This window comes from Wolbachia endosymbiont (group A) of Pogonocherus hispidulus (assembly GCF_964028195.1).
Classification (GTDB): Bacteria; Pseudomonadota; Alphaproteobacteria; order Rickettsiales; family Anaplasmataceae; genus Wolbachia.
In genome coordinates, this window is the sequence record NZ_OZ034750.1 from 505,537 (window position 1) to 526,288 (window position 20,752).

Below are 20,752 nucleotides of genomic sequence, written 5' to 3' on the forward strand. Positions count from 1 at the left end.
AGTTTGGAATATGTTACTATTACTCATCCTTTTCATCCATGGAAAGGACAACGTTTTCAAATAATACCGACAAGAAGGTGTAATGACCGAGACATACTTAATCTAAAAACATTAGCAGGTGGTATAATAACTATCTTACGTGACTGGACAGATAAAGCAGACCCTAATCCTTATAAGGTAATCACTGGTTCATTGCCTACTCTGTCATTTTCTCATCTTCAACAATTGGTTAAATTGGTTGCTGATCTAGATCAAACAGCAAACAAAAAGGAGATTGATCAACGATTGGTGTAAGTATGGGAAAGAAATTATGCAATCGGAACAAAAAACCTCCGTAGAAACTACACAAATAGCTATTTGTGTAGCAAACATGCTAAATGACTACTTGATAAAAGAACAGCAAACAATTAAAACGGAGGGTAAAAATAATGACAGCGCACAAAATTCAGAGTCATCATACATCAAAACTAGCCTATGTTTATTTGAGACAGTCAACAATGGGACAGGTAAGGCTCAATCAGGAAAGTACTGAAAGACAGTATAGCAGTTGTGTTAAAAGTCAATAGAAAAATGAAAAATATCAAAGAAATTTAGCCCGTTAAATATAATGTGCTCTTCAATGTATTTTTACATAATATAAGCTATAACTCTTAATTGATGTAGCTGTGTATAAGTACTTATAGTTTATGTGGGCGTACTTATCCACAGCTACACTAACTTACTAGAGAAGTAGACTTAGGGCTATATTCCTCAGTGAACACTCTACCGTCTCTTACCAAGGAGTTAGCAAGTAAAAGTAACTTTCTCATAGCAGCGGTAGAAGCAACTTTATATGGTTTTTTATATTGATTATACAACCTATCAAAAAAAGTTTTTATGTAAGAATTCCATTCCCGCGCACTAAGAATACACATATACAAAACTGTTCTAATTTGTGACCTACCGCCTTGAATACACCTTTTTCCTTTACTAAAACCACTGTCTCGATTAAAAGGTGCAACCCCGGCAAGGCTGGATATTTGCTTTTCTTGAAGCGTCCCTAGTTCTGGTAGATAACAAATCATAGTAATAGCTGTGATTTTACTTGCACCTGGTATACTAGTTATTGATATGTATTTTCTTTTAAGCTCTTGACTTTGATCAATCAACTCCATCATCTCATCTTCTAAGGCTTGGATTTGATTTTGTAAAATGGCAAGTAGCTCTTCCATTTGTTTTATTATGGATATATCAGTTACCTGGTAAGCTTGGGTTTTTTGTATTTTTGCTATTTCTACAAGTTGATTTCTACGAGATAGCTTTTGCCTCAAACAATCAACATTACTAACTTTTAAAGGAGTAACACGCATATCTGTATTATTAATATAACGTGAGATGATACTACAGTCTATTTTATCGGTTTTAGTAGCAACGCCAAGGCTTTTTGCATAATCTCTAACCCATCTAGGTTGAATAACATATACCTCAAAACCATTGCTTAGTAAAGTATAGGCACATAATTTTTCATATCCACCTGTTGCTTCAAGACCAACTTTGCTTACATTATGCAAACGTAAAAAGTCGAGTATTTGATCAATAGCTTGCACGTTATTTTCAAATACTTTATGATATCCAAGTGGATGGATATGAATATCAAGTTTAGCTTTGCTAACATCAATGCCAGCAATAATATTTGATGAATTCATAATTCCTCCGTAAATGTTGATAAACAATATATACTGTATTTTCCACCCTTATATACGAGTCTAAAAACTCAATCAGTTGTTCGGAACTTCAGTATAAACCAGAGAAGAAAACCTTGCTATACTACGGTCCTTATGACCAAGACTGGACACGGTTCCTCTTCTCTGTATGTCTTTACATTACTACTTTGTAGTACTTATAAAAACCTATTTTTAACATATAAGATTGCAAGATAAAGCTCAGCAAATGGGATGGCATCAGAGTGCAATCAGAATTCTAGATGGTGATTTAGGAATCTCAGGAACTCAGGCTAGTAACCGAAAGGATTTTAAAACGTTAATTGCAGATGTATCAATGGGGGAAGTAGGGGCAGTATTTGTGTTGGAAGCATCTAGGTTATCTAGAGCTTGTAGTGACTGGCATAAGTTACTCGAATTGTGTGCTTTAACTAGTACACTAATTGTTGATGAAGATGGTTGTTATAATCCTACCGACTTCAATGACCAATTACTGCTAGGGTTCAAGGGAACAATGTCACAGGCAGAGTTACATTTAATTCGCGCTAGACTTGAGGGAGGCAAGATAAATAAAGCTAAAAAAGGGGAGCTTAGATTCTCTCTACCGGTTGGATTTTGTTATGATGAAAGAGGTTATACTCAGCTTGACGATGATGAGCAAGTAAGGAGGGTGGTTCAATTATTGTTTAAGGTATTTAAAGAAAAGGGCAGCGCCTATGGAGTAGTTAATTATTTCATCCAACATAAGATTCAGTTTCCAAAGAGGGAATATCGAGGTATTTGGAAAGGAAAGCTAATATGGGGAGCGTTGACACCCTCTAGGATATGTCAGATATTAAAAAATCCTTGTTATGCAGGTGCTTATGTTTATGGACGTTATAAAAGTAAAAAGAAATTATCAGGTAGTGGCCAGGTTCAGACAACAACAACTTGCTTACCAATAAAAGCTTGGCATACAATTATTAAAGATCATCATAAAGGTTATATCTCGTGGGAAGAATACATAACAAGTATGAAGATTTTAAAAAACAATCAAGCAAATAAAGAAGAGAATATGTTACCTACAGCAGTACGAGAGGGGTTAGGTTTATTGCAGGGATTATTGATTTGTGGCTACTGCGGTCGTCGACTTATTGTAAGATATAAAGGAAAAAAAGGTATTTGTCATGGTTACCAGTGTAATTGGAAAGTAACGTGTGGTAGTAAGAGTTGTATTCATGTTCGTGGAGATTTCTTGGATGAAGCTGTTGTAGAAAAAGCATTAGCAGTAATGGAGCCAGCACAAATTGAAATTGCCATAAAAGCGTTTGAGGAATTGGAACAGCGAAGCTACATGCTAGACAGGCAATGGCAAATGCAGATAGAAAGGGCAGACTATGAGGTACAGTTAGCACAGAAGCGTTACGAGGAAGTAGATCCAGCAAATCGCTTAGTAGCTGCAACTTTAGAAAAACGTTGGAATGAAGCTTTGACTGTGTTAAAAGAAGTACAGGTCCAGTATGCTGAGTATAAACAAAAGAACGTACTTATGGCAACGAAGCAACAAAAAGAGCAAGTACTAGCGCTAGCTAAAGACCTGCCACACTTATGGAATGCAGAGTCAACAAATGCAAAGGATCGAAAGCGTATTTTGCGGCTTCTAATAAAGGATATCACTATTGAAAAATCACGCGATAAGCAAAAAATAATATTGCATATATGCTGGCAAACAGGTGCCACAGAGGATTTAGAAGTACAGTTATCGCATAAACACTCAGAAGAGACGATTAATCGAATAAAGCAATTAGCAATAACTATGTCTGATAAACAAATTGTTAACCAATTAAATAAGGAAGGGTTGGTCACAAACAGAGGTAAACCTTTCACTGTTAGCTGTATTAATTGGATTAGATTTAAACACCAGATTCCAATGTGTGCTAAAAATCCTGAGGAGTTATCAGTTAAACAAGTTGCAGAAAAATTTAATGTAAGTAATGGCGTAGTACGTTATTGGATTGGACGTAAGTTTATCAATGCGCGACGTATTGGTTTGAAATTCTGGATATCTCTAAATCCGGAGCAGGAGCTAGAGTTAAAAAAGCGCGTTGAGAATTCATCTAAAATAGCAACTGCAAGGTTAAAATCCCAAAAACAAATTGAAGGAGGTGTATTATGAAGTTACGGTGGAAGCACTGGGAAAATGGGAAAAGAGATTTAAGTTAGAAAAAGTAAAAATAACAGAAGTGAAAGAAGGGAAAGTAACCCTTAAATTGGAAGGATTGTACTTACCAATGGGGGAAAAGATTCGCTTTGATGGAGTTGTGGTATAAAGATGCAGCAGCCTGAGCCACTGAACTTCGAAGAGATTTTTGCTCGGATGAAAGAAGAATTAATAAGTCGAGATAAAAGTTTTACGGCACTAATTGAAAGTGACCCAGCGATGAAGATTTTAGAAGTAGCAGCATGGCAAGAACTTTTGCTGAGACAAAGAATAAATGAGGCAGTAAAAAGTAATGTACTGAAGTTTGCAATGGGAGAAGATCTTGATAATTTAGCTGAGTTTTATGGAGTGGAGAGGCAGAAAGAAGAAGATGATGAACGATTTAGAAAGAGGGTAAAAGCAAAGATAGTTGGCTGGAGCACAGGAGGAAGTTATCGGTATTATGCATTATCAGCAGATACGAGAGTTAAAGATGCATTAGTAGAATCACCTGTACCAGGAAAAGTACAAGTTTCAATCTTATCAACAGAATTATCCACAACTGGCATACCCCAAGAAGAATTACTAGAAATTGTCAAAAATCAGCTAAACAGGGAGGATGTGAGGATTTTAACAGATACAATTGAAGTGGTAAGTTGCAATATTATTGAAATAGATATTCACAGCAGAATTAGTATTAAAAGACCAGATATTATTGAAACGGTGAAGAAAAAATTTATCGAAAAATTTGAAACAACGAAAAGATTGGGATGGAGTATAACAAGGTCGTGGATTATAGCAAATCTATTTATAGAAGGCGTGGAAAACGTGGAATTAATCGAGCCAAGAGAAGATGTTGTGGTACTGGGGAATGAGTGCGCTGCCTTAAGAAGTTTAAATGTTGAGTTGAATTAACCCCCAAACGCAACAAAACAGGAAAAAGCGCTGGTTGATGCAATCAATTATAAAGTTGATCCAAGCAGCATAAAAGGATTTAAATTTAGCCTAGGGTTGCCGTGGTTGGTTGAAGAATACGGGTTAGAAGAAATTCTACGCTGGGTAAAAGACAAAAGAAAAGCCGTAGTAGAAGGAGTAAAATTTCAGCGTTTAAGAGGAACACCTGCGTCATTAAAAATAGCTCTGAAATGGGCGAGTATAGAAGATATTACGATCATTGAAGAGCCACCAGGAGAACATTTCTTTGAGTTGCAGGTAGGAATAACGAATGTGCCAAATGATTTCTTTGTAGATGCAGTAGTAGAACTAGCAAAACTATCATTACCTGCAAGATCGAGACTAATGAGGATTTTTAACGATTATTATAATGCGCAGAGATTTATATTGGATGAGAGTTTATTTGGAGATCTTCTTTCTGACTATTCGGGGGTAAAAATAGAAAAAGATGGACCAGTGTTATCATTTGGAAGAGTAAATTTTTTCAGGTCTCATGGTCCAGTTATTAGGATTGTAGAAAACTATCTACGCGATCATTATGAACAAGCTTTGAGCAATGATATATATCGCCTAGATGTAGCAATACTTGGAGAAACCGAGCCTCACACAAAGAATTATAACGGTATTTATGAAAGAAGTCATCAGTGGAATAATTTAAAAACGTTATATCCTCTACCACAAAGCTTATTACCGGCAATTAAGTTTGCTAAAGCGCAGATAGTATTATCAGATAGCTGGAACTTAGGAGAAATAAACGCATGTTTTCCGGTTACAAGTGTAGAAGAATGTGGAGAAAAGTTCTATTTGAATGACCACAAACTATCTGAACAACTGTGGAATTTAAAATATAAACCAATTTTAGAAAGGTTTAGCGTTACTCACCACTACAAGGTAGAAGATTTTACCAACCAGAAAGTTATAAGATTTGGTGTGGCAGAGCACTATGTTCATTTTGAAAACAATTTAGATTTAAAGCAAAAGGATGCAATACACGAGTTAGAAAGTTACATTTTGGTGTTTTACCCAGGTGTACTAACATGGCACGAACATCGTCACTTGAGCAGGTCTTGGAAAGAGACACAAGTTATATGTTTAATGTGTTAAGCATATATATTTATATCTTCATATACTATATTAGTATTTAGTTAAAAAAGGTGTACTACGCGAAAAAAGACTTGCCTTTTTATACTAAAACAGACATAACTAGAATAGTAGTGGGTAAACATAAGAAGTTTACTTTACGCTAGAATGAGCCAAATTAGGCGACTTTATGTATGTTTTTATAGTGAGGTATGAAATGAGGTTTAGCAAGGAAAAAAGAGAAGCTTTTAATAAGTCATTTTATGAATTATTAGAGAACTCGTTTAAGAATATTAATGAAAAAGATGAAAAAGGAGAAACGATACTACATAAGGCAGCAAGAATGTCGACAAGAAAAAAGGTAAGTTTTCTAGTCAGGAAGGGAGCAGACGTCAATGCGACAGATAACAGAGGTTTTACACCGCTCCATTGGGCAGTATCGGCGAAACGTCTAGAGAACGTAAAAGAGCTGATAAGGGAAGGAGCGGAAGTAAATGCTACTGAAGGAATGAGCAAATATACGCCACTGCATCTTGCGTGTATGGTATGGGCAGAAAGGATAATAAAAGAGCTAGTAAAAGCAGGAGCTGCAGTTAATCAGCCTGATAAATTTGGTAATGCACCGATGTATTGGCTAATGGACAATGAAAAGAATAAAGAGGTGAAGAAATTCCTGGAAAAGCAAGGAGGTGTAGTAAGAGATAGAGCAGAGATATGCGATGAAATAGTGGAATCAGTTGGAGAAATGGTAGATGTATGGAGTAGAAGATTTTTACCAAAGTTAAAAGGGAAAGTAGTAAGTTTAGAAGAAATAAGAAAAAGAGATGAGTCGCTAATAATAGAAGATTTTAACAACGTAATAAGCAGGGTGGTGGGCAAGATGAACACTATGATTAAAGAACTTGATGAAAGGTAAGGCAGGTCTGCTTTTGTTTAATAGGTTAAGTATATAGATTTACATTTTAATATAATATTCGAAAAAAATGTGTATATTTAGCAAAAAAAAAACTTGCTTTTGATGGTAAAACAGGCATAGCTAGAATAGTGGTAGGTAAACAAAAAAAATTTACCAAGCACTAAAATTTTGTGGTTTTTATAGTGGGGTAACTAAAATGTTCAATTTAAATAAAAGACTGGAAAAATTAAAGGAGAATTCATTTCGTGGAATAAATGAAAAAGACGCAGCAGGTTGCACAATATTGCACCAAGCAGCACAAGTGTCAGACCCAGAAGTAATAAAGTTACTGATAGAAAAAGGAGCAAAAACAAATATAGAAAACAAAAGCGGAGAAACACCATTACACCTAGCAGCATTCTATGGAAAGGTAGAGAATGTAAAAGTACTGTTGGAGGAAGGAGCAGATGTAAATGCTAGAAACGGTAGAAGAAATACGGCATTACATTATGCAAGCCTAATGGGATATGAAGAGACGGTAAGGGAGCTAATAAAAGGAGGGTCAAATGTTAATACTGGGAACTACATAGGAAGGACCCCCCTACATGAAGCAGTATTTATGAGGGAAATAGGGAACGTGAGAGCGATATTAGAAGCGGGAGGAGAAGTAAATGCGAGAGATCATAAAGGATACACACCACTGCATATAGCATGCAAAACAGGAGAAGGAAGGATAACAAAAGAGATAATAAAAGAGCTAGTAAAAGCCGGAGCAAATGTAGAGCAAAAGGATAAATTTGGCAAAACAGCAATGTATTATGCGAGAACTGAAGAGTTGCTAGAAAAACTAAGGGAGTTATCGGAGCGGACAGTAGATGCGATATTGAGCCTAAACCTAAAAGAAAAAGGAGAAAGAAGGTTTGAAGAAATAAGGGAAAAGCTAGAAGAAGCACCATTGGTCAAGAAGATACTGATAGAAGTGGAAAAAGAGCTAGAAGATATGGATGAGAAGATAAAAGAGCTATAAAAAGAGCTTTCTGTAAGAGAAGGGAGTAAAAGGTTGGCTACAAGATAATAGGAATAATATGGAAAAAAAGGAAGTTTTATCATTAGAGGGAAAAAAGAAGCTTGATGATTTGGGAGAGTGCTCAATTGATGAAAGATAGCGTATGTGTTTCCAAAATTGTGCATAAAAGTAAAACAAAACGAAGGTTAACAGTTGCGTCTTTTTCGCAAGAGTAATGGATTTATGGAAAAAGGGAGTAGTAAGGCTCCTGAACTATGAAAACATTTACAGGAGAAACTATGAGAAAAAAGGTATTAACTGTAACTTGTCGATATGAGCCTGATGAGTTAGCAGAGCAACATCTAGCAGACGCTTACGAGCTGTTACTAAGATATGCGGTAAAAAGAACCAATGAAAAGGAGGTGAAAGAAAATGACAACAGTAGCATTATATGCGAGAGTTTCATCGAAGAAACAAGCGCAGAACAATACAATAGAGAGCCAAATTGCCGAGCTCAAGTGTAGAATTGCTGCGGATAAACATGAGTTATTAGATAAGTATGAATTTAAGGACAATGGTGCTAGTGGGTGGATTTTAGAGCGTGAAAGTTTAGATGCGTTACGTGACAAAGTAGCAGAAGGTGAAATTGATAAAATTTATATTCATTCACCTGACCGGTTGTCAAGGAAATCTGCAGACCAAATGGTATTACTTGAAGAGTTTGAGAAAGCAGGAGTAGAAGTAATATTCTTAGATTATAAGGTTGAAAATAATCCAGATTCTAAACTATTGCTGGGAATGAAAGGGTTATTATCAGAACGTGAAAGTACAATTATTATGGAACGTAGTCGTAGAGGAAAACTCCATAGAGCAAGGCAAGGTTGTGTAAGTGTAATTAATATGGTGCCTATTGGTTATAAGCGTATAAGGCATGTAGATAGAGAGAAGACACAAATTGAAATTAATGAAGAAGAAGCAAAAATAGTAAGGCAAATATTCATGTGGATAGGACAAGAAAGAATAAGCATAAGGGAAGCGATACGAAGACTAAGAGATAGGTCAATAAGAACAAGAACTGGAAAGAAGGTTTGGCGTCCAATAGTAATTTGGAAGATGTTAAGAAACCCAGCGTATAAGGGACAAGCAGCGTTTGGTAAGTTAAAAAGGGTTGAAAGAATATCAAGAAAAAAAAGTAAACAAAAGGTAAAAAATGTTTCTGTTTATCGTACAGATGAAGAAAGTTGGATTTATATACCAGTACCAAAAATAGTTGATGAAGGATTATTTAACAAAGTACAAAAGCAACTGGATGAAAATAGAAAAAGAGCAAGAATGCAGGGAAGGGAAGAGATAAATCTACTACAAGGTCTAACTATATGTCAAGACTGCAAAAATGCGTATAGTGGTGTGCATCATAGGGATGGAGAAAAAACGTATAGCTATTATCGTTGTAGTAGTGTAGTACGTATTACTGATGATGAGGAAAAATGTAACAATAAATTAGTCCGAGCAGATATGTTAGAAATAGCTGTATGGGAAAAGGTGAAAGATGTACTAAAAAACCCAGAGATGATAAAAAAGCAGTTGTGTTAAAAGTCAATAGAAAAATGAAAAATATCAAAGAAATTTAGCCCGTTAAATATAATGTGCTCTTCAATGTATTTTTACATAATATAAGCTATAACTCTTAATTGATGTAGCTGTGTATAAGTACTTATAGTTTATGTGGGCGTACTTATCCACAGCTACACTAACTTACTAGAGAAGTAGACTTAGGGCTATATTCCTCAGTGAACACTCTACCGTCTCTTACCAAGGAGTTAGCAAGTAAAAGTAACTTTCTCATAGCAGCGGTAGAAGCAACTTTATATGGTTTTTTATATTGATTATACAACCTATCAAAAAAAGTTTTTATGTAAGAATTCCATTCCCGCGCACTAAGAATACACATATACAAAACTGTTCTAATTTGTGACCTACCGCCTTGAATACACCTTTTTCCTTTACTAAAACCACTGTCTCGATTAAAAGGTGCAACCCCGGCAAGGCTGGATATTTGCTTTTCTTGAAGCGTCCCTAGTTCTGGTAGATAACAAATCATAGTAATAGCTGTGATTTTACTTGCACCTGGTATACTAGTTATTGATATGTATTTTCTTTTAAGCTCTTGACTTTGATCAATCAACTCCATCATCTCATCTTCTAAGGCTTGGATTTGATTTTGTAAAATGGCAAGTAGCTCTTCCATTTGTTTTATTATGGATATATCAGTTACCTGGTAAGCTTGGGTTTTTTGTATTTTTGCTATTTCTACAAGTTGATTTCTACGAGATAGCTTTTGCCTCAAACAATCAACATTACTAACTTTTAAAGGAGTAACACGCATATCTGTATTATTAATATAACGTGAGATGATACTACAGTCTATTTTATCGGTTTTAGTAGCAACGCCAAGGCTTTTTGCATAATCTCTAACCCATCTAGGTTGAATAACATATACCTCAAAACCATTGCTTAGTAAAGTATAGGCACATAATTTTTCATATCCACCTGTTGCTTCAAGACCAACTTTGCTTACATTATGCAAACGTAAAAAGTCGAGTATTTGATCAATAGCTTGCACGTTATTTTCAAATACTTTATGATATCCAAGTGGATGGATATGAATATCAAGTTTAGCTTTGCTAACATCAATGCCAGCAATAATATTTGATGAATTCATAATTCCTCCGTAAATGTTGATAAACAATATATACTGTATTTTCCACCCTTATATACGAGTCTAAAAACTCAATCAGTTGTTCGGAACTTCAGTATAAACCAGAGAAGAAAACCTTGCTATACTACGGTCCTTATGACCAAGACTGGACACGGTTCCTCTTCTCTGTATGTCTTTACATTACTACTTTGTAGTACTTATAAAAACCTATTTTTAACATATAAGGAATACCAACGTAGAGTATTAGAAAATAAAAATGATGAATCATCAGAGAAAAAGTTTGCAAGAAGAGAAAATCAAATAAAAGAAGGTATCGAAAAATTAATGGAAGATTATTATAGTCAAGAAAATGCAGGAGAGAAAGGATATATAAGCGAGGAAGAATTTAAACAGACAATGAGAAAAATGAAAGAACGCTTACAAGGGATAGAAGAAGAGAAAAAAAAGGTAGTTGATCAGAAGACAGTAGAAAAAGGAATAAGTCTTATTATAAATAGCATAAAAAATTTTTATTCTAGTGTAAAATCGAACCTGGAACAGCTAGATTGGGGAACTAAACGTGGTATTATTAAAGCATTGATAGGACAAATTAAGATAGGTCGTGATCAGGTAGAAGTAGGATTTCAGATCGAAGAACTAGCGCAGGATGGGGGAATTCTTAATTTGTATCATTGTACTACACACCATGATAAGGGGGCTGGCGGAGTTTGTCAAGCAAGTTTTTTCGTTTCTATTTCCAATAAAAGTTTGTTATATGGTTATGCAAGAAGTCTATTATAAATGAAATGAATGTGAAAAATATCTTATTAGCGTTTTTAGTACAAACGGTATTCAGTTTGCCGCTATTTGCAGCTGATCCTGTTTTGCTCAACTGCATTGAAACTCCAGAAATATATGACCTTGATGCAAGGCCAAAAAATTTTAACTCTTCAAACAATTTAAGAAGAAAACCTGGTTCTCCAAATAATGCAACAGGAGAATTAATACACATAGTGGGTAGAATTACTGATATAAACTGTTTACCAATACAAAATGCTGTAGTTTCTATATGGCACGCAAATTCACGCGGCGTGAACCATTACGATAAGAATATAGAGGATAATCAACTCGATCCGAATTTTGCTGGATCAGGAAGGTTTGTAGTGAATAATCTTGGCTATTATAATTTTATTACGATAGCACCTGGTAAAATTAGTGATAGAGCTCCACACATCAACTTTCTAGTTCAACATCCAGATTTTCCGGAATTCACAACGCAAATGTTTTTTGCTGACCATAATTGCGATAATTGTGCTGATCCTGTTCTTGGAGATTTTGTTAGTAATGGGCTTGCAAGCCTTCTCATAACACCATTTACTTACAGTGATCAGGTCATAAAAACCTATACGTTTAACATTACCTTGGGCGGATATAATAAGTTCTCTAATAAAAGATAAAAACCCTTGCATGTAAGGGAGTCCATAGTAAACTTGAGTGTTATTGTACTTAGGATGTATATGAAAAATATCTTACTGATGTTTTTGCTATGTTTTATGTACAGTTTACAATTATTTGCAACGGAGATGCCAGCAATGAAAATAACAATTTCTAAAATTTCGCCCGATTTTAAAACAATAGTAACGGGTTTATTTGAGGACAACGAAACCGTAAATGATGGCGGAGTTTTGCAAGGAAAACAGATCATAGATAATATAAAGCAATTTAGCGATTTCAATGGAAGTTTTGGTGAATTTTTCTCTACTACTTTGCCAGAAGAAAAAAATGTCATAGTTGTTGGACTTGGTAAGAAGGATGAATGGAATGAAAATAAAGAATTAAATATTGGTGGTAAAATATATTGTGAGCTAAGCAGATTAAAAATTAAGAAAGCAGCGATTTTAATCGAAGGTAGTGCAGCAAATATTGCATATGGTGCGTTTCTGTATAGTTTTAAGTTTGATAAGTATAAAACTAAAAAGGATGAGAAAATTACAGAGGTAGAGGAAATTACCGTATTAGTAAAAGATGAGCAATTAAGTAATGCTGAAAGATCATTTGAGCACTTAAGGCAAGAAGGTGAGAGTATATTCCTTGCGCGCTCTTTTATAACAGAGCCTCCTAACATTCTATATCCAGAATCCTATGTTGATCATATAAAAAAAGAACTTACTAAGCTTGGCCTTGAAATCGAAGTGCTTGATAAAAAGCAGATGGAAGAGAAAAAAATGGGAGCCTTGCTTGGAGTGGCACAAGGAAGTAGTAAAGAACCAAAATTAGTAGTGATAAAATGGAATGGGGCTTCTAAAGAACAAAAGCCAATAGCTTTTGTTGGTAAAGGTATAACGTTTGACACTGGTGGAGTATCACTCAAACCTTCACGTGGTATGGAGTCGATGAAATATGACATGGCAGGCTCTGCTGCTGTAGTTGGGGTGATGCATGCTTTAGCAGGACGAAAAGCAAAAGTAAATGCAATCGGCGTGGTTGCACTTGCAGAGAATGCAGTGGATGGTAATGCTCAAAGACCGAGTGATGTAGTAACTTCAATGTCTGGACAGACGATAGAAGTGTTGAACACCGATGCAGAAGGAAGGCTCATACTTGCAGATGCTTTATGGTATACGCAAGACAGATTCTCACCAAAATTTATGATTGATCTTGCAACTTTAACTGGTGCTATAGTGGTTGCACTTGGAAATAACGAATATGCTGGTCTTTTTTCAAATAATGATGAATTAGCAAACCGTCTGATTGATGCAGGAAATGAAGTAAATGAGAAGTTATGGCGTTTTCCTATGAATGAAACTTATGACAAAATTATTGATTCACCGATTGCTGATGTTCAAAACATCGCTCCTGCAGGCTCTGGTGGAGATAGCATAATGGCTGCACAGTTTTTACAGCGTTTTGTGAATGAAACTTGCTGGGCACATTTAGATATCGCAAGCACTGCTTGGCACGAAAAAGGTACTGACATTTGTCCAAGAGGAGCAGTAGGTTTTGGTGTAAGGTTACTTAATAAGTTGGTTGAAAAGTACTACGAAGCCAATGATTAAAGGTCTTTATACTGGATTTATGGCTTGACTCGCGGCTACATGAACGTTCATTTTCGAAGCGCAGCAAATAGTGTCATGAAAGTAGCTGATGCATATTTCTTTTTTTCTGGTCAAGCACTGGAATGATATCAAGGAGTAACTTTTTATTTAAACAATGATTATAATAAGAGATCTATTGAAATGTAGGATCGAGAACGGGAGTGTTAAATAAACTGTGTCAAACCGCATTTTTAGTTCAACTCAATTTTCAATCTGTTAGGAAAGAAAATGTCGAGCTGAGACATAGTTAATGCCCAATTAGGCAAAGCCATAGTCCATTTTTGCTCTACCTTTTTTATAGCACAATATACCTGTTTGTACAAGCTGGTAAATGAGCCCTTGGTTTTAGTGAATTTTCTGATCTGTCTATGTAGCCCCTCAATTGGATTTGTGGTGTAAATTAGCCTCCTAACTGGGCTAGAATATTTGAAATAACCAGATAAATTTTCCCAATTGTTCTGCCACGATTTTATAACCAAAGGATACTTTGCTCCCCATTTTTCTTCCAACTCAAGCAGATAATTTTCAGCAATTTCTCTACTTGAAGCCTGATATACTTTTTTCAAATCACTCATGAAAATCTTCACATCTTTGCTAGATACATATTTTAGAGAATTGCGTATCTGATGTACCACACATAGCTGTACCTCTGCATTAGGAAATACACTATTTATGGCTGCAGGAAAGCTTTTTAGCCCATCAACACAAGCAATTAGAATATCTTCTACTCCTCTTTCTTTTAGATCATTTAGTACTCCCAACCAGAAGTTAGCTCCTTCACTTTCGGCTAAATAAAAGCCTAGTACTTCTTTTTTGCCATTTTGGTCTATGCCCAATATATTGTACATACATTTACTTACGCAATGTCCATCCTCTTTGACCTTAAAAAACCATGAACACTATTAGATATACTGATTGCAGCGGGCGACTACGCCATTCGTTGATTACCGGTAGCAGTTTGTCAGTAATACTGGATATCTCTGCTGCCGATATTTTGTGATCATAAATTTCTTCTACATGTGATGCTATATCTCTATAGCCCATACCACTGGCAAATGTGCTCAAAATCTTCGTTTCAAGCTCTGGTTTGTTTGCCTTTTTTTGACTATTTGTGGTTCGAAACTTCCTTCTCTATCTCTTGGTGTTAATAGCTCTGCACTTGTACGTAAAGTTTTTGCATTTCTCCCATTTCTTCGGTTATTCTCTTCACTTTCAGCTAATAAGTGATTTTCTATTTCACCTTCCAAACTTGCCTCCAGCATTTTTTATAAATGGTGTTAATGCTCCATCTCTTCCTGTCAACGGTCTTCCTTCTCATATAGACGATAAGATATTTGTTTCTAATTCTTTATAATCTACCAATCCAGTAGTTTTATTTGCTATTCTTTGATTCATATGTGAAACCTCCATTTTTTTATATCAACTTACTACTTTTTTTCGGTTTGACACAGTTTATTTAACACTCCCGTTCTCGACCCTGCATCATAGAAAATACTGTCATAAAAGGAAGTTTTCTTGTTCGTGTGAAACTCAACACAATGGATTCTCTGAAAAGTTTTCGAGTATATTATATTTTTAATTTGTAGAATAAGATTTTTTCCTTTTTGCATGTTTCACCTAAAAAGGACACATTTTAGACTTCTTTGTTGAAATAAAACAGAAACAAAAGTGCTGTTTATTGCAGCTTTTGGGTAATTTAATGGTAAAAATTTTAGAGAGAAGTTTTATACACAATCACTGATATTTTTCCTTAAGTTGACGCCATTGGCTGAACGGATACGATTAAACAGCAAAAAAACAACGTAGTTGGCGTCTTATTTTTAATTTTTTGCACTATGTGCACCTTATGTCTTCACAACATCTATATAAGCCGAAACGCGCTTACAAAGCGTTTAAGACAGCAAAAAACGTCAAATTGACAAGGGAGAATTTAAATACTAGCTACCCTGGGGTTTCTTTGCCTTTTTTCCTGCTTGGTAAATTTCTTAAACACTTGCGGTGTAGGTTAGTTGCAAGTTGAAAGCAGCTAAATCGCTCTTAATCAAGCGTTTTAGAATAAAAAAACGCCGATATTTTAGTACATATAAATAACTGGTTAACTACGGGGTTTCTTTTGCCTTTTTTTTGATTAGTAAATTTCTTAACGTTTACAATTTTGGTTGCAAAAGTAGCTAAATTGGGGCGTTGAGGATAAAAAACGCCAATTTATAAAGTTAATATAGGTAATTAGCCAACCATGGGGATTCTTTTGCCTTTTTTTTGATTAGTAAATTTCTTAATATTTATAGCTAAAAGAGAACGAATTACGTGACCTTTACAATTGCCGAGATACCGTGATGGTATGATGTAGAGCTCGCGTTGGCTATACTTTATACTTACCAACTCAGTATCCAATCAAGTGTCAGCTACTTGGATGATAAAAGGAAGGAATATCGGAGTGACAAGATAGTGTGCTAGACTTTATACCTTTTGCACTCAAATTCACATAAATCATGAATTATGCACGTTTCACACGAAGGTTTTTGTGCTTTGCAAACATATCTACCGTGTAAAACTAGCCAATGATGAGCATAAAGTAGGTATTTTTTTGGAACCACATTCAAAAGAGATTGCTCTGTTTTAAATACATCTTTTTCTTTCACAAGCCCAACTCTATTGCTTACTCTAAAAACATGAGTATCAACTGCCAATGTTGGAATACCAAGCCCTGAATTTAAGAACACATTAGCACTCTTTCTCCCAACCCCTGGTAAAGATACCAAATCATCGAAATCAGTAGGCACTTTGCTATTGTATCGTTCCACCAATATTTTACTAAGTCCGATTATATTTTTTGCCTTGGAGTTATACAAACCAATACTGCTTATACGTTTTTTCAGCTCACTTTGCCCAAGATTCAGCATTTTTTCTGGCGTATCAGCGATACTAAATAGCTCCTTTGTAATTTTATTAACGCTTACATCAGTTGTCCGTGCTGATAAAACTATTGCAACCAGTAACGTAAAATGATTGGTATAATTTAGCTCTATTTTTGGCGCAGGATTTGATTGTTGAAATTTTTCAAATATCAATTCTACTTTTTTTGAGTCCATGCATAGAGCTAAAAGCTTATACTACACTGTTTGCTGTGCAAATTCAATTGCTTGAGGATTAGATAGTCCTTCAGTATTAACATCAGACATATCAGTTTTTACCTCATCAAAATTCCTCTCAGCAAATTCGCTTGCCACCTCTGCAAAGCATTTTCTAACAAGAGGCATGATAATTGGCATTAACAATTTTCGCAAATCATACCATCCTAACAGGTCGGTTTCCTTTTGTACCCTATCTCTTGGATCCTCTTCCAGTAAATCTTTTGTGTGCTTTTCAGCATATATTTCACAGCTTTTTGAGAAAACAGGAGCTAACATTTCAATTAATACTGCCAATAACAATAGTGAACCAAGTATAGCTCCACCAACAGTTAATCCATTAGCAATGAAATTTGTTGTAAGTAGATAAACAGAAAAAGCAGCTAAAGGATAGTTGATAAGAAGCTTACTACCTAGTACGATATAGTTTATTTTACTCATGAATTCATCAGTAGAAATTTCTGAGTTGGCATATTTTTTCATATAATGACCTGTTAATAAACGAGAGGCGTTATTAATAATGATATTAAGTGCTATGATCCACCATGAAAAATAGCAACCTATAGTAATTGTAGTTAATAGAGCTAAAGGCAGAACACTTATTTTTTGGACGAACAGTAGAACATTTTTACGCTCTATAAATTTCAATGCTAATGTCTTTTTATCTTCTTCAATTAGGCTTCTCTTTTCTTCTAGAGGAGTAACATAATTGAATAATTGTATGCTTGGCTTTGCTATATATTGATATAGCTCTTTCATTAATCCTGCACTTTCTACATTCTTCTTAAAATCATCTAAATTTGGATTTTGCAAAATCCTCTCTATTTTATCTTCAAGTTCAATGCATTTTTCTATGTCTTTTTCAAACGAATAGTCATTTCTTTTTAGTATAGAAATCAATCCATCAAAACCTTTACCTACAGCCTCTTCCTCACTTACTTTTAGCTTATTAAACAAATTTTTCCTATAGTGAAACTCTCTTGCTGTTAAACGCCCATCACTTTCAGCACCAACGCTAACTTTAACACAAGGATTTCCTGACTCTAAAGGTTCAATGTATTTTTTTAGCTCTTGATAAGCTTTATAAATTTGATCAAATCTATTTTTGTCTCCACCTTTGTCAGGATGGTTTACAAGAATTAGTTCCTTATGATGTTTCTTCAAAATTGCGCTAAGCTCTTCATAACCCTTACCTACAACTTGCCCAGCTTTTATTTCTAGTACTTTGAACAGATTGGCATTATTAAGAAATTCCTGACTGGTTAATTTAAAATGTTGATTCACTACTGCACCTCACATAAATATATCATACTTTTAGTATGACATATTAAAATGCTTTATGCAAGGATTAGAATATCAAACAATCATTAAGAGAAAAACCCCTCTTTTCCATCATACAAATACAACTTATCCATTCTCACCACATCAAAATTGTGTTCCTCAAATTTGATTAGCAAGTTATTCACATCACTATTTGTAATTTTATTATTTGCAATGAACCTGCAGGTTATTTGGTCACTTGAAGATTTTGAGCCTCCTGGCCAAATTGCAAGGCCTTTTGAATATATTGCTATAATCTGCGGATTACTTGTTTCAAACAACTTCACTATTTGGTCAAAATCAGCCGGCTTACTCCAGGCAAGCGTTATATCGCTACCAACTAGCTTTCTAACTTTGTAGTCCTGTTCGTAGCTATTTTGTATTTCACTTATTTTGCTATTTGTACTGCTACCGACTGTAAGCTCAGATAATATTGCAGGCTTCTTTCCTAGATTCTCTATAATAGCTCCTGCAAATTCTTTTGTACCAACTTTTTGTTTACTCTTTTTCTCTTTATATAAATCGGCAGTGTGTATTCCATCCTCTAAAGTCTTCAGCCATGCATCGTAGATTAGTTTTGCAGTACCCACTTGACCTATGTAAATTAGCATATGCACTGCAGCATTTAAAAGACCAGAAGGATTGGCTATGTTTTTTCCTGCAATATCAGGAGCAGAACCGTGCACTGCTTCAAACATTGCGTATTCATTTCCGATGTTGCTACTTCCGGCAAGCCCCACAGATCCAGAGGTTTGCGCCACTATATCTGATAATATGTCGCCATATAAGTTCTCGGTTACTATAACATCGAAATTCTCCGGTTCTGTTGCAACACGCGCCATTCCAATATCAACTATATAATGTTCTGCCTTTATATCTGGGTATTCCTTTGCAATGTGATCAAACGCGGCATGGAAAGTTCCGTCAGTCATTTTCATTATGTTGTCTTTAGTCAGGCAAGTTACTTTTTTTCTGTTGTGTTTTTTCGCGTATTCAAAAGCGTACCTGCATATCTTCTCTGAGCCAGATCTAGTAATAATTTTAGTGCATTGGTAAGAATCACCAGTGAGCCTATGCTCTATTCCGGTGTAAACGTCCTCTTCATTTTCACGTATTACTACGATATCAAACTTATCGAATTTATTCTCTATAACAGGATGATATGAAATACACGGCCTGATGTTTGCATATAACCCTAGGTTCTTTCTGAGTGCAACGTTCAAGCTTTTGTGCCCTTTACCTTGAGGAGTTGTTGTTGGAGATTTAAGTAATATCTTTGTCCTTTCAATAGACTCCCAGCCACTTGGAGAAATGCCGTGAGACCATTCCTTACTATAAACACGCTCCCCTATTTCAATAATATCTATTGAGATCTTCGCTTCTGCTTCGTGCAATATCGACAGCACCGCTTCCATAATCTCTGGTCCGATACCGTCGCCATACGCAACTGTGATTGGTGTTGACATAACTTTCCTAACTACAAATGACTTAATGTTAATTCAAATAATAGAGTGGCACAAGTAGCTAGTATTGCACAAATTAGTATATTTACGATTATTTAATAACGTGCTTTTATAGTATATAATGACATTATGAAAATAGGAGGGTGTATGGATACTGAAATAAATGTTAAAGTAAATTATGTAGGATTTACAAGGCGTACTGTAGCAGTAATACTTGACTGTATCATACTGTACTTTCCTTTACTCATTTTGATCTTGTCTATTGCATTACAAGACAATAGTGAGATCTATGCTGATCTTCTTGATGAAACTAAACAATCAACATATTTCTATTATGAAATCTTTGCATCAGCGCTGTGCACAGTATTAGAAATACTAATGATAACAAAACTTGGTGGTACTCCAGGAAAGCTGTTGTGTGGCATGTATATCAAAGATGCAGGTACATTTAAAAGTACCACCCTAACACAAGCAGCAGTGAGAAGTATTTCTCAGACAATTTTCTCGATTATTTCTTCTTTGCTGACTCACTATGTTTCTCGGTGGTCTATAATTTTACCAATTTTAGTTTTAATATTTGCGATATTCGACCGGCGCAAACAGACTTTTTATGACAAAGTTGCAAAAACAGTAATAATAGACTATAAACCTAGTTGATATTTTTCTTTAGCTGTCTGCCACCAAGGGTGTTATTCCAGCGCATGACGTTAGTTAGAATCCAAAAACCATGAGAGCTACAAAAACTTACTTGACAAACTCCGCCAGCCCCCTTATCATGAAAGTGAAGCTATTTATTTATCTTCGCAATCTGCAGATTAAAACGACAAAGGGAACTTTGTATTTGGCGTAAATCATGCTTAATTTTTTGCACTATGTGCACCTCATGTCTTTATAAAACTTCTGGGTTTCTACCTATACAAGCCGAAACGCGCTTATAAAGCGTTTAAGACATCAAAAGACGTCAAATAGAACAAGGGAGAATTTGAATACTAGCTACCCTAGGTTTTCTTTGCCTTTTTTTCTGCTTAGTAAATTTCTTAAACACTTGCGGTGTAGGTTAGTTGCAAGTTAAAAGCAGCTAAATCGCTCTTAATCAAGCGTTTTAGAATAAAAAAAACGCCGATATTTTAGTACATAGTAAATAGCCAACCACCACGGGGCTTCTTTTGCCTTTTTTCTTCATTTGGTAAATTCCTTAATGTTTATAGCTAAAGTAACTTAGGTTCACCGA

The 20,752-nt window shown here is 35.2% G+C and carries 18 protein-coding genes and 3 pseudogenes; 14 read left to right on the forward strand and 7 right to left on the reverse strand.

Going from position 1 to position 20,752, the window contains the following annotated elements; translation table 11 throughout:
• The first annotated feature begins 3 nt into the window (after window positions 1-3).
• Entirely contained in the window at window positions 4-294 is a 291-nt protein-coding gene (locus ABWU58_RS02405; protein ID WP_353283511.1) for a DUF5372 family protein, read from the forward strand.
• Between the two features lie 16 nt (window positions 295-310).
• Window positions 311-532, forward strand: a complete 222-nt coding sequence (locus tag ABWU58_RS02410) for a hypothetical protein (RefSeq protein WP_353283512.1) — start codon at window positions 311-313, stop codon at window positions 530-532.
• A gap of 181 nt (window positions 533-713) precedes the next feature.
• Here ABWU58_RS02410 and ABWU58_RS02415 read toward each other — a convergent pair whose 3' ends face one another.
• Window positions 714-1,685, reverse strand: coding sequence for an IS110 family transposase (locus tag ABWU58_RS02415; protein ID WP_353282680.1), 972 nt, complete (start codon window positions 1,683-1,685; stop codon window positions 714-716).
• Window positions 1,686-1,929: 244 nt separating this feature from the next.
• Between ABWU58_RS02415 and ABWU58_RS02420 the strand changes: the two genes are divergently transcribed.
• The 8 genes and pseudogenes from ABWU58_RS02420 to ABWU58_RS02455 all read left to right on the forward strand — a co-directional run bounded on the left by ABWU58_RS02420 (window position 1,930) and on the right by ABWU58_RS02455 (window position 9,407).
• On the forward strand, window positions 1,930-3,855 hold the full coding sequence (locus tag ABWU58_RS02420; RefSeq protein ID WP_353283513.1) for a recombinase family protein: 1,926 nt from the start codon (window positions 1,930-1,932) through the stop codon (window positions 3,853-3,855).
• Window positions 3,851-4,009, forward strand: a pseudogene (locus tag ABWU58_RS02425) (baseplate assembly protein W); the annotation flags it as partial. The gene ABWU58_RS02420 and the pseudogene ABWU58_RS02425, both read left to right, overlap by 5 nt.
• 2 nt (window positions 4,010-4,011) lie before the next feature.
• Window positions 4,012-4,794 carry a baseplate J/gp47 family protein gene (locus ABWU58_RS02430; RefSeq protein WP_353283514.1) on the forward strand — a complete coding sequence of 261 codons (783 nt, stop codon included), beginning with the start codon at window positions 4,012-4,014 and terminating at the stop codon, window positions 4,792-4,794.
• Window positions 4,795-4,824: 30 nt separating this feature from the next.
• Window positions 4,825-5,937 carry a phage tail protein gene (locus tag ABWU58_RS02435; protein ID WP_353283698.1) on the forward strand — a complete coding sequence of 371 codons (1,113 nt, stop codon included), beginning with the start codon at window positions 4,825-4,827 and terminating at the stop codon, window positions 5,935-5,937.
• 166 nt (window positions 5,938-6,103) lie between these two features.
• A complete protein-coding gene (locus tag ABWU58_RS02440; RefSeq protein WP_353283515.1) occupies window positions 6,104-6,829 on the forward strand; it encodes an ankyrin repeat domain-containing protein in 726 nt (241 codons plus the stop codon).
• Between the two features lie 196 nt (window positions 6,830-7,025).
• The gene (locus ABWU58_RS02445) at window positions 7,026-7,835 is read left to right on the forward strand and encodes an ankyrin repeat domain-containing protein (protein ID WP_353283516.1); all 810 of its coding nucleotides are present in this window, start codon (window positions 7,026-7,028) and stop codon (window positions 7,833-7,835) included.
• 254 nt (window positions 7,836-8,089) lie between these two features.
• The gene (locus ABWU58_RS02450; RefSeq protein ID WP_353283517.1) at window positions 8,090-8,338 is read left to right on the forward strand and encodes a hypothetical protein; all 249 of its coding nucleotides are present in this window, start codon (window positions 8,090-8,092) and stop codon (window positions 8,336-8,338) included.
• On the forward strand, window positions 8,247-9,407 hold the full coding sequence (locus ABWU58_RS02455; protein ID WP_353283518.1) for a recombinase family protein: 1,161 nt from the start codon (window positions 8,247-8,249) through the stop codon (window positions 9,405-9,407). The genes ABWU58_RS02450 and ABWU58_RS02455 overlap by 92 nt, the downstream gene beginning before the upstream one ends.
• Window positions 9,408-9,564: 157 nt before the next feature.
• On the opposite strand, the gene ABWU58_RS02460 is transcribed toward ABWU58_RS02455, so the two are convergent.
• Window positions 9,565-10,536 (reverse strand): IS110 family transposase, encoded by a 972-nt coding sequence (locus ABWU58_RS02460; RefSeq protein WP_353282680.1) that lies wholly within the window; start codon window positions 10,534-10,536, stop codon window positions 9,565-9,567.
• A 132-nt stretch (window positions 10,537-10,668) separates the two neighbouring features.
• On the opposite strand from ABWU58_RS02460, the gene ABWU58_RS02465 reads away from it, so the two are divergent.
• The 3 genes from ABWU58_RS02465 to ABWU58_RS02475 all read left to right on the forward strand — a co-directional run bounded on the left by ABWU58_RS02465 (window position 10,669) and on the right by ABWU58_RS02475 (window position 13,568).
• On the forward strand, window positions 10,669-11,313 hold the full coding sequence (locus ABWU58_RS02465; protein ID WP_353283519.1) for a hypothetical protein: 645 nt from the start codon (window positions 10,669-10,671) through the stop codon (window positions 11,311-11,313).
• Between the two features lie 5 nt (window positions 11,314-11,318).
• Complete coding sequence (locus ABWU58_RS02470) at window positions 11,319-11,969, forward strand: protocatechuate 3,4-dioxygenase (protein WP_353283520.1); 651 nt, start codon at window positions 11,319-11,321, stop codon at window positions 11,967-11,969.
• 96 nt (window positions 11,970-12,065) lie between these two features.
• Complete coding sequence (locus tag ABWU58_RS02475; RefSeq protein WP_353283699.1) at window positions 12,066-13,568, forward strand: leucyl aminopeptidase; 1,503 nt, start codon at window positions 12,066-12,068, stop codon at window positions 13,566-13,568.
• Between the two features lie 230 nt (window positions 13,569-13,798).
• Here ABWU58_RS02475 and ABWU58_RS02480 read toward each other — a convergent pair.
• The 5 genes and pseudogenes from ABWU58_RS02480 to icd form a co-directional block, all read right to left on the reverse strand.
• Window positions 13,799-14,909 (reverse strand): annotated as a pseudogene (locus ABWU58_RS02480) (IS256 family transposase).
• Window positions 14,910-15,087: 178 nt separating this feature from the next.
• Window positions 15,088-15,217 (reverse strand): annotated as a pseudogene (locus ABWU58_RS02485) (IS4 family transposase); the annotation flags it as partial.
• Window positions 15,218-16,060: 843 nt separating this feature from the next.
• Window positions 16,061-16,699, reverse strand: coding sequence for an endonuclease III (gene nth / locus ABWU58_RS02490; RefSeq protein ID WP_353283521.1), 639 nt, complete (start codon window positions 16,697-16,699; stop codon window positions 16,061-16,063).
• Window positions 16,700-16,720: 21 nt separating this feature from the next.
• Window positions 16,721-18,022 (reverse strand): molecular chaperone DnaJ, encoded by a 1,302-nt coding sequence (locus ABWU58_RS02495; protein ID WP_353283522.1) that lies wholly within the window; start codon window positions 18,020-18,022, stop codon window positions 16,721-16,723.
• Between the two features lie 83 nt (window positions 18,023-18,105).
• Window positions 18,106-19,524 (reverse strand): isocitrate dehydrogenase, encoded by a 1,419-nt coding sequence (gene icd / locus ABWU58_RS02500; protein WP_353283523.1) that lies wholly within the window; start codon window positions 19,522-19,524, stop codon window positions 18,106-18,108.
• A gap of 144 nt (window positions 19,525-19,668) precedes the next feature.
• Here icd and ABWU58_RS02505 point away from each other — a divergent pair, with 144 nt between their 5' ends.
• Window positions 19,669-20,178, forward strand: coding sequence for an RDD family protein (locus tag ABWU58_RS02505; protein ID WP_353283524.1), 510 nt, complete (start codon window positions 19,669-19,671; stop codon window positions 20,176-20,178).
• Window positions 20,179-20,752: the final 574 nt, after the last annotated feature.

What these genes read in the sequence shown, in the direction of transcription:
- ABWU58_RS02475 (WP_353283699.1), top strand. Translation starts at nt 12,066, where the DNA reads ATGTACAGTTTACAATTATTTGCAACGGAGATGCCAGCAATGAAAATA.
- icd (WP_353283523.1), bottom strand. Translation starts at nt 19,524, where the DNA reads ATGTCAACACCAATCACAGTTGCGTATGGCGACGGTATCGGACCAGAG.
- ABWU58_RS02440 (WP_353283515.1), top strand. Translation starts at nt 6,104, where the DNA reads ATGTATGTTTTTATAGTGAGGTATGAAATGAGGTTTAGCAAGGAAAAA.
- ABWU58_RS02415 (WP_353282680.1), bottom strand. Translation starts at nt 1,685, where the DNA reads ATGAATTCATCAAATATTATTGCTGGCATTGATGTTAGCAAAGCTAAA.
- ABWU58_RS02420 (WP_353283513.1), top strand. Translation starts at nt 1,930, where the DNA reads ATGGGATGGCATCAGAGTGCAATCAGAATTCTAGATGGTGATTTAGGA.
- ABWU58_RS02445 (WP_353283516.1), top strand. Translation starts at nt 7,026, where the DNA reads ATGTTCAATTTAAATAAAAGACTGGAAAAATTAAAGGAGAATTCATTT.
- ABWU58_RS02470 (WP_353283520.1), top strand. Translation starts at nt 11,319, where the DNA reads ATGAATGTGAAAAATATCTTATTAGCGTTTTTAGTACAAACGGTATTC.
- ABWU58_RS02430 (WP_353283514.1), top strand. Translation starts at nt 4,012, where the DNA reads ATGCAGCAGCCTGAGCCACTGAACTTCGAAGAGATTTTTGCTCGGATG.
- ABWU58_RS02450 (WP_353283517.1), top strand. Translation starts at nt 8,090, where the DNA reads ATGAAAACATTTACAGGAGAAACTATGAGAAAAAAGGTATTAACTGTA.
- ABWU58_RS02505 (WP_353283524.1), top strand. Translation starts at nt 19,669, where the DNA reads ATGGATACTGAAATAAATGTTAAAGTAAATTATGTAGGATTTACAAGG.
- ABWU58_RS02460 (WP_353282680.1), bottom strand. Translation starts at nt 10,536, where the DNA reads ATGAATTCATCAAATATTATTGCTGGCATTGATGTTAGCAAAGCTAAA.
- ABWU58_RS02465 (WP_353283519.1), top strand. Translation starts at nt 10,669, where the DNA reads ATGACCAAGACTGGACACGGTTCCTCTTCTCTGTATGTCTTTACATTA.
- nth (WP_353283521.1), bottom strand. Translation starts at nt 16,699, where the DNA reads ATGGACTCAAAAAAAGTAGAATTGATATTTGAAAAATTTCAACAATCA.
- ABWU58_RS02455 (WP_353283518.1), top strand. Translation starts at nt 8,247, where the DNA reads ATGACAACAGTAGCATTATATGCGAGAGTTTCATCGAAGAAACAAGCG.
- ABWU58_RS02410 (WP_353283512.1), top strand. Translation starts at nt 311, where the DNA reads ATGCAATCGGAACAAAAAACCTCCGTAGAAACTACACAAATAGCTATT.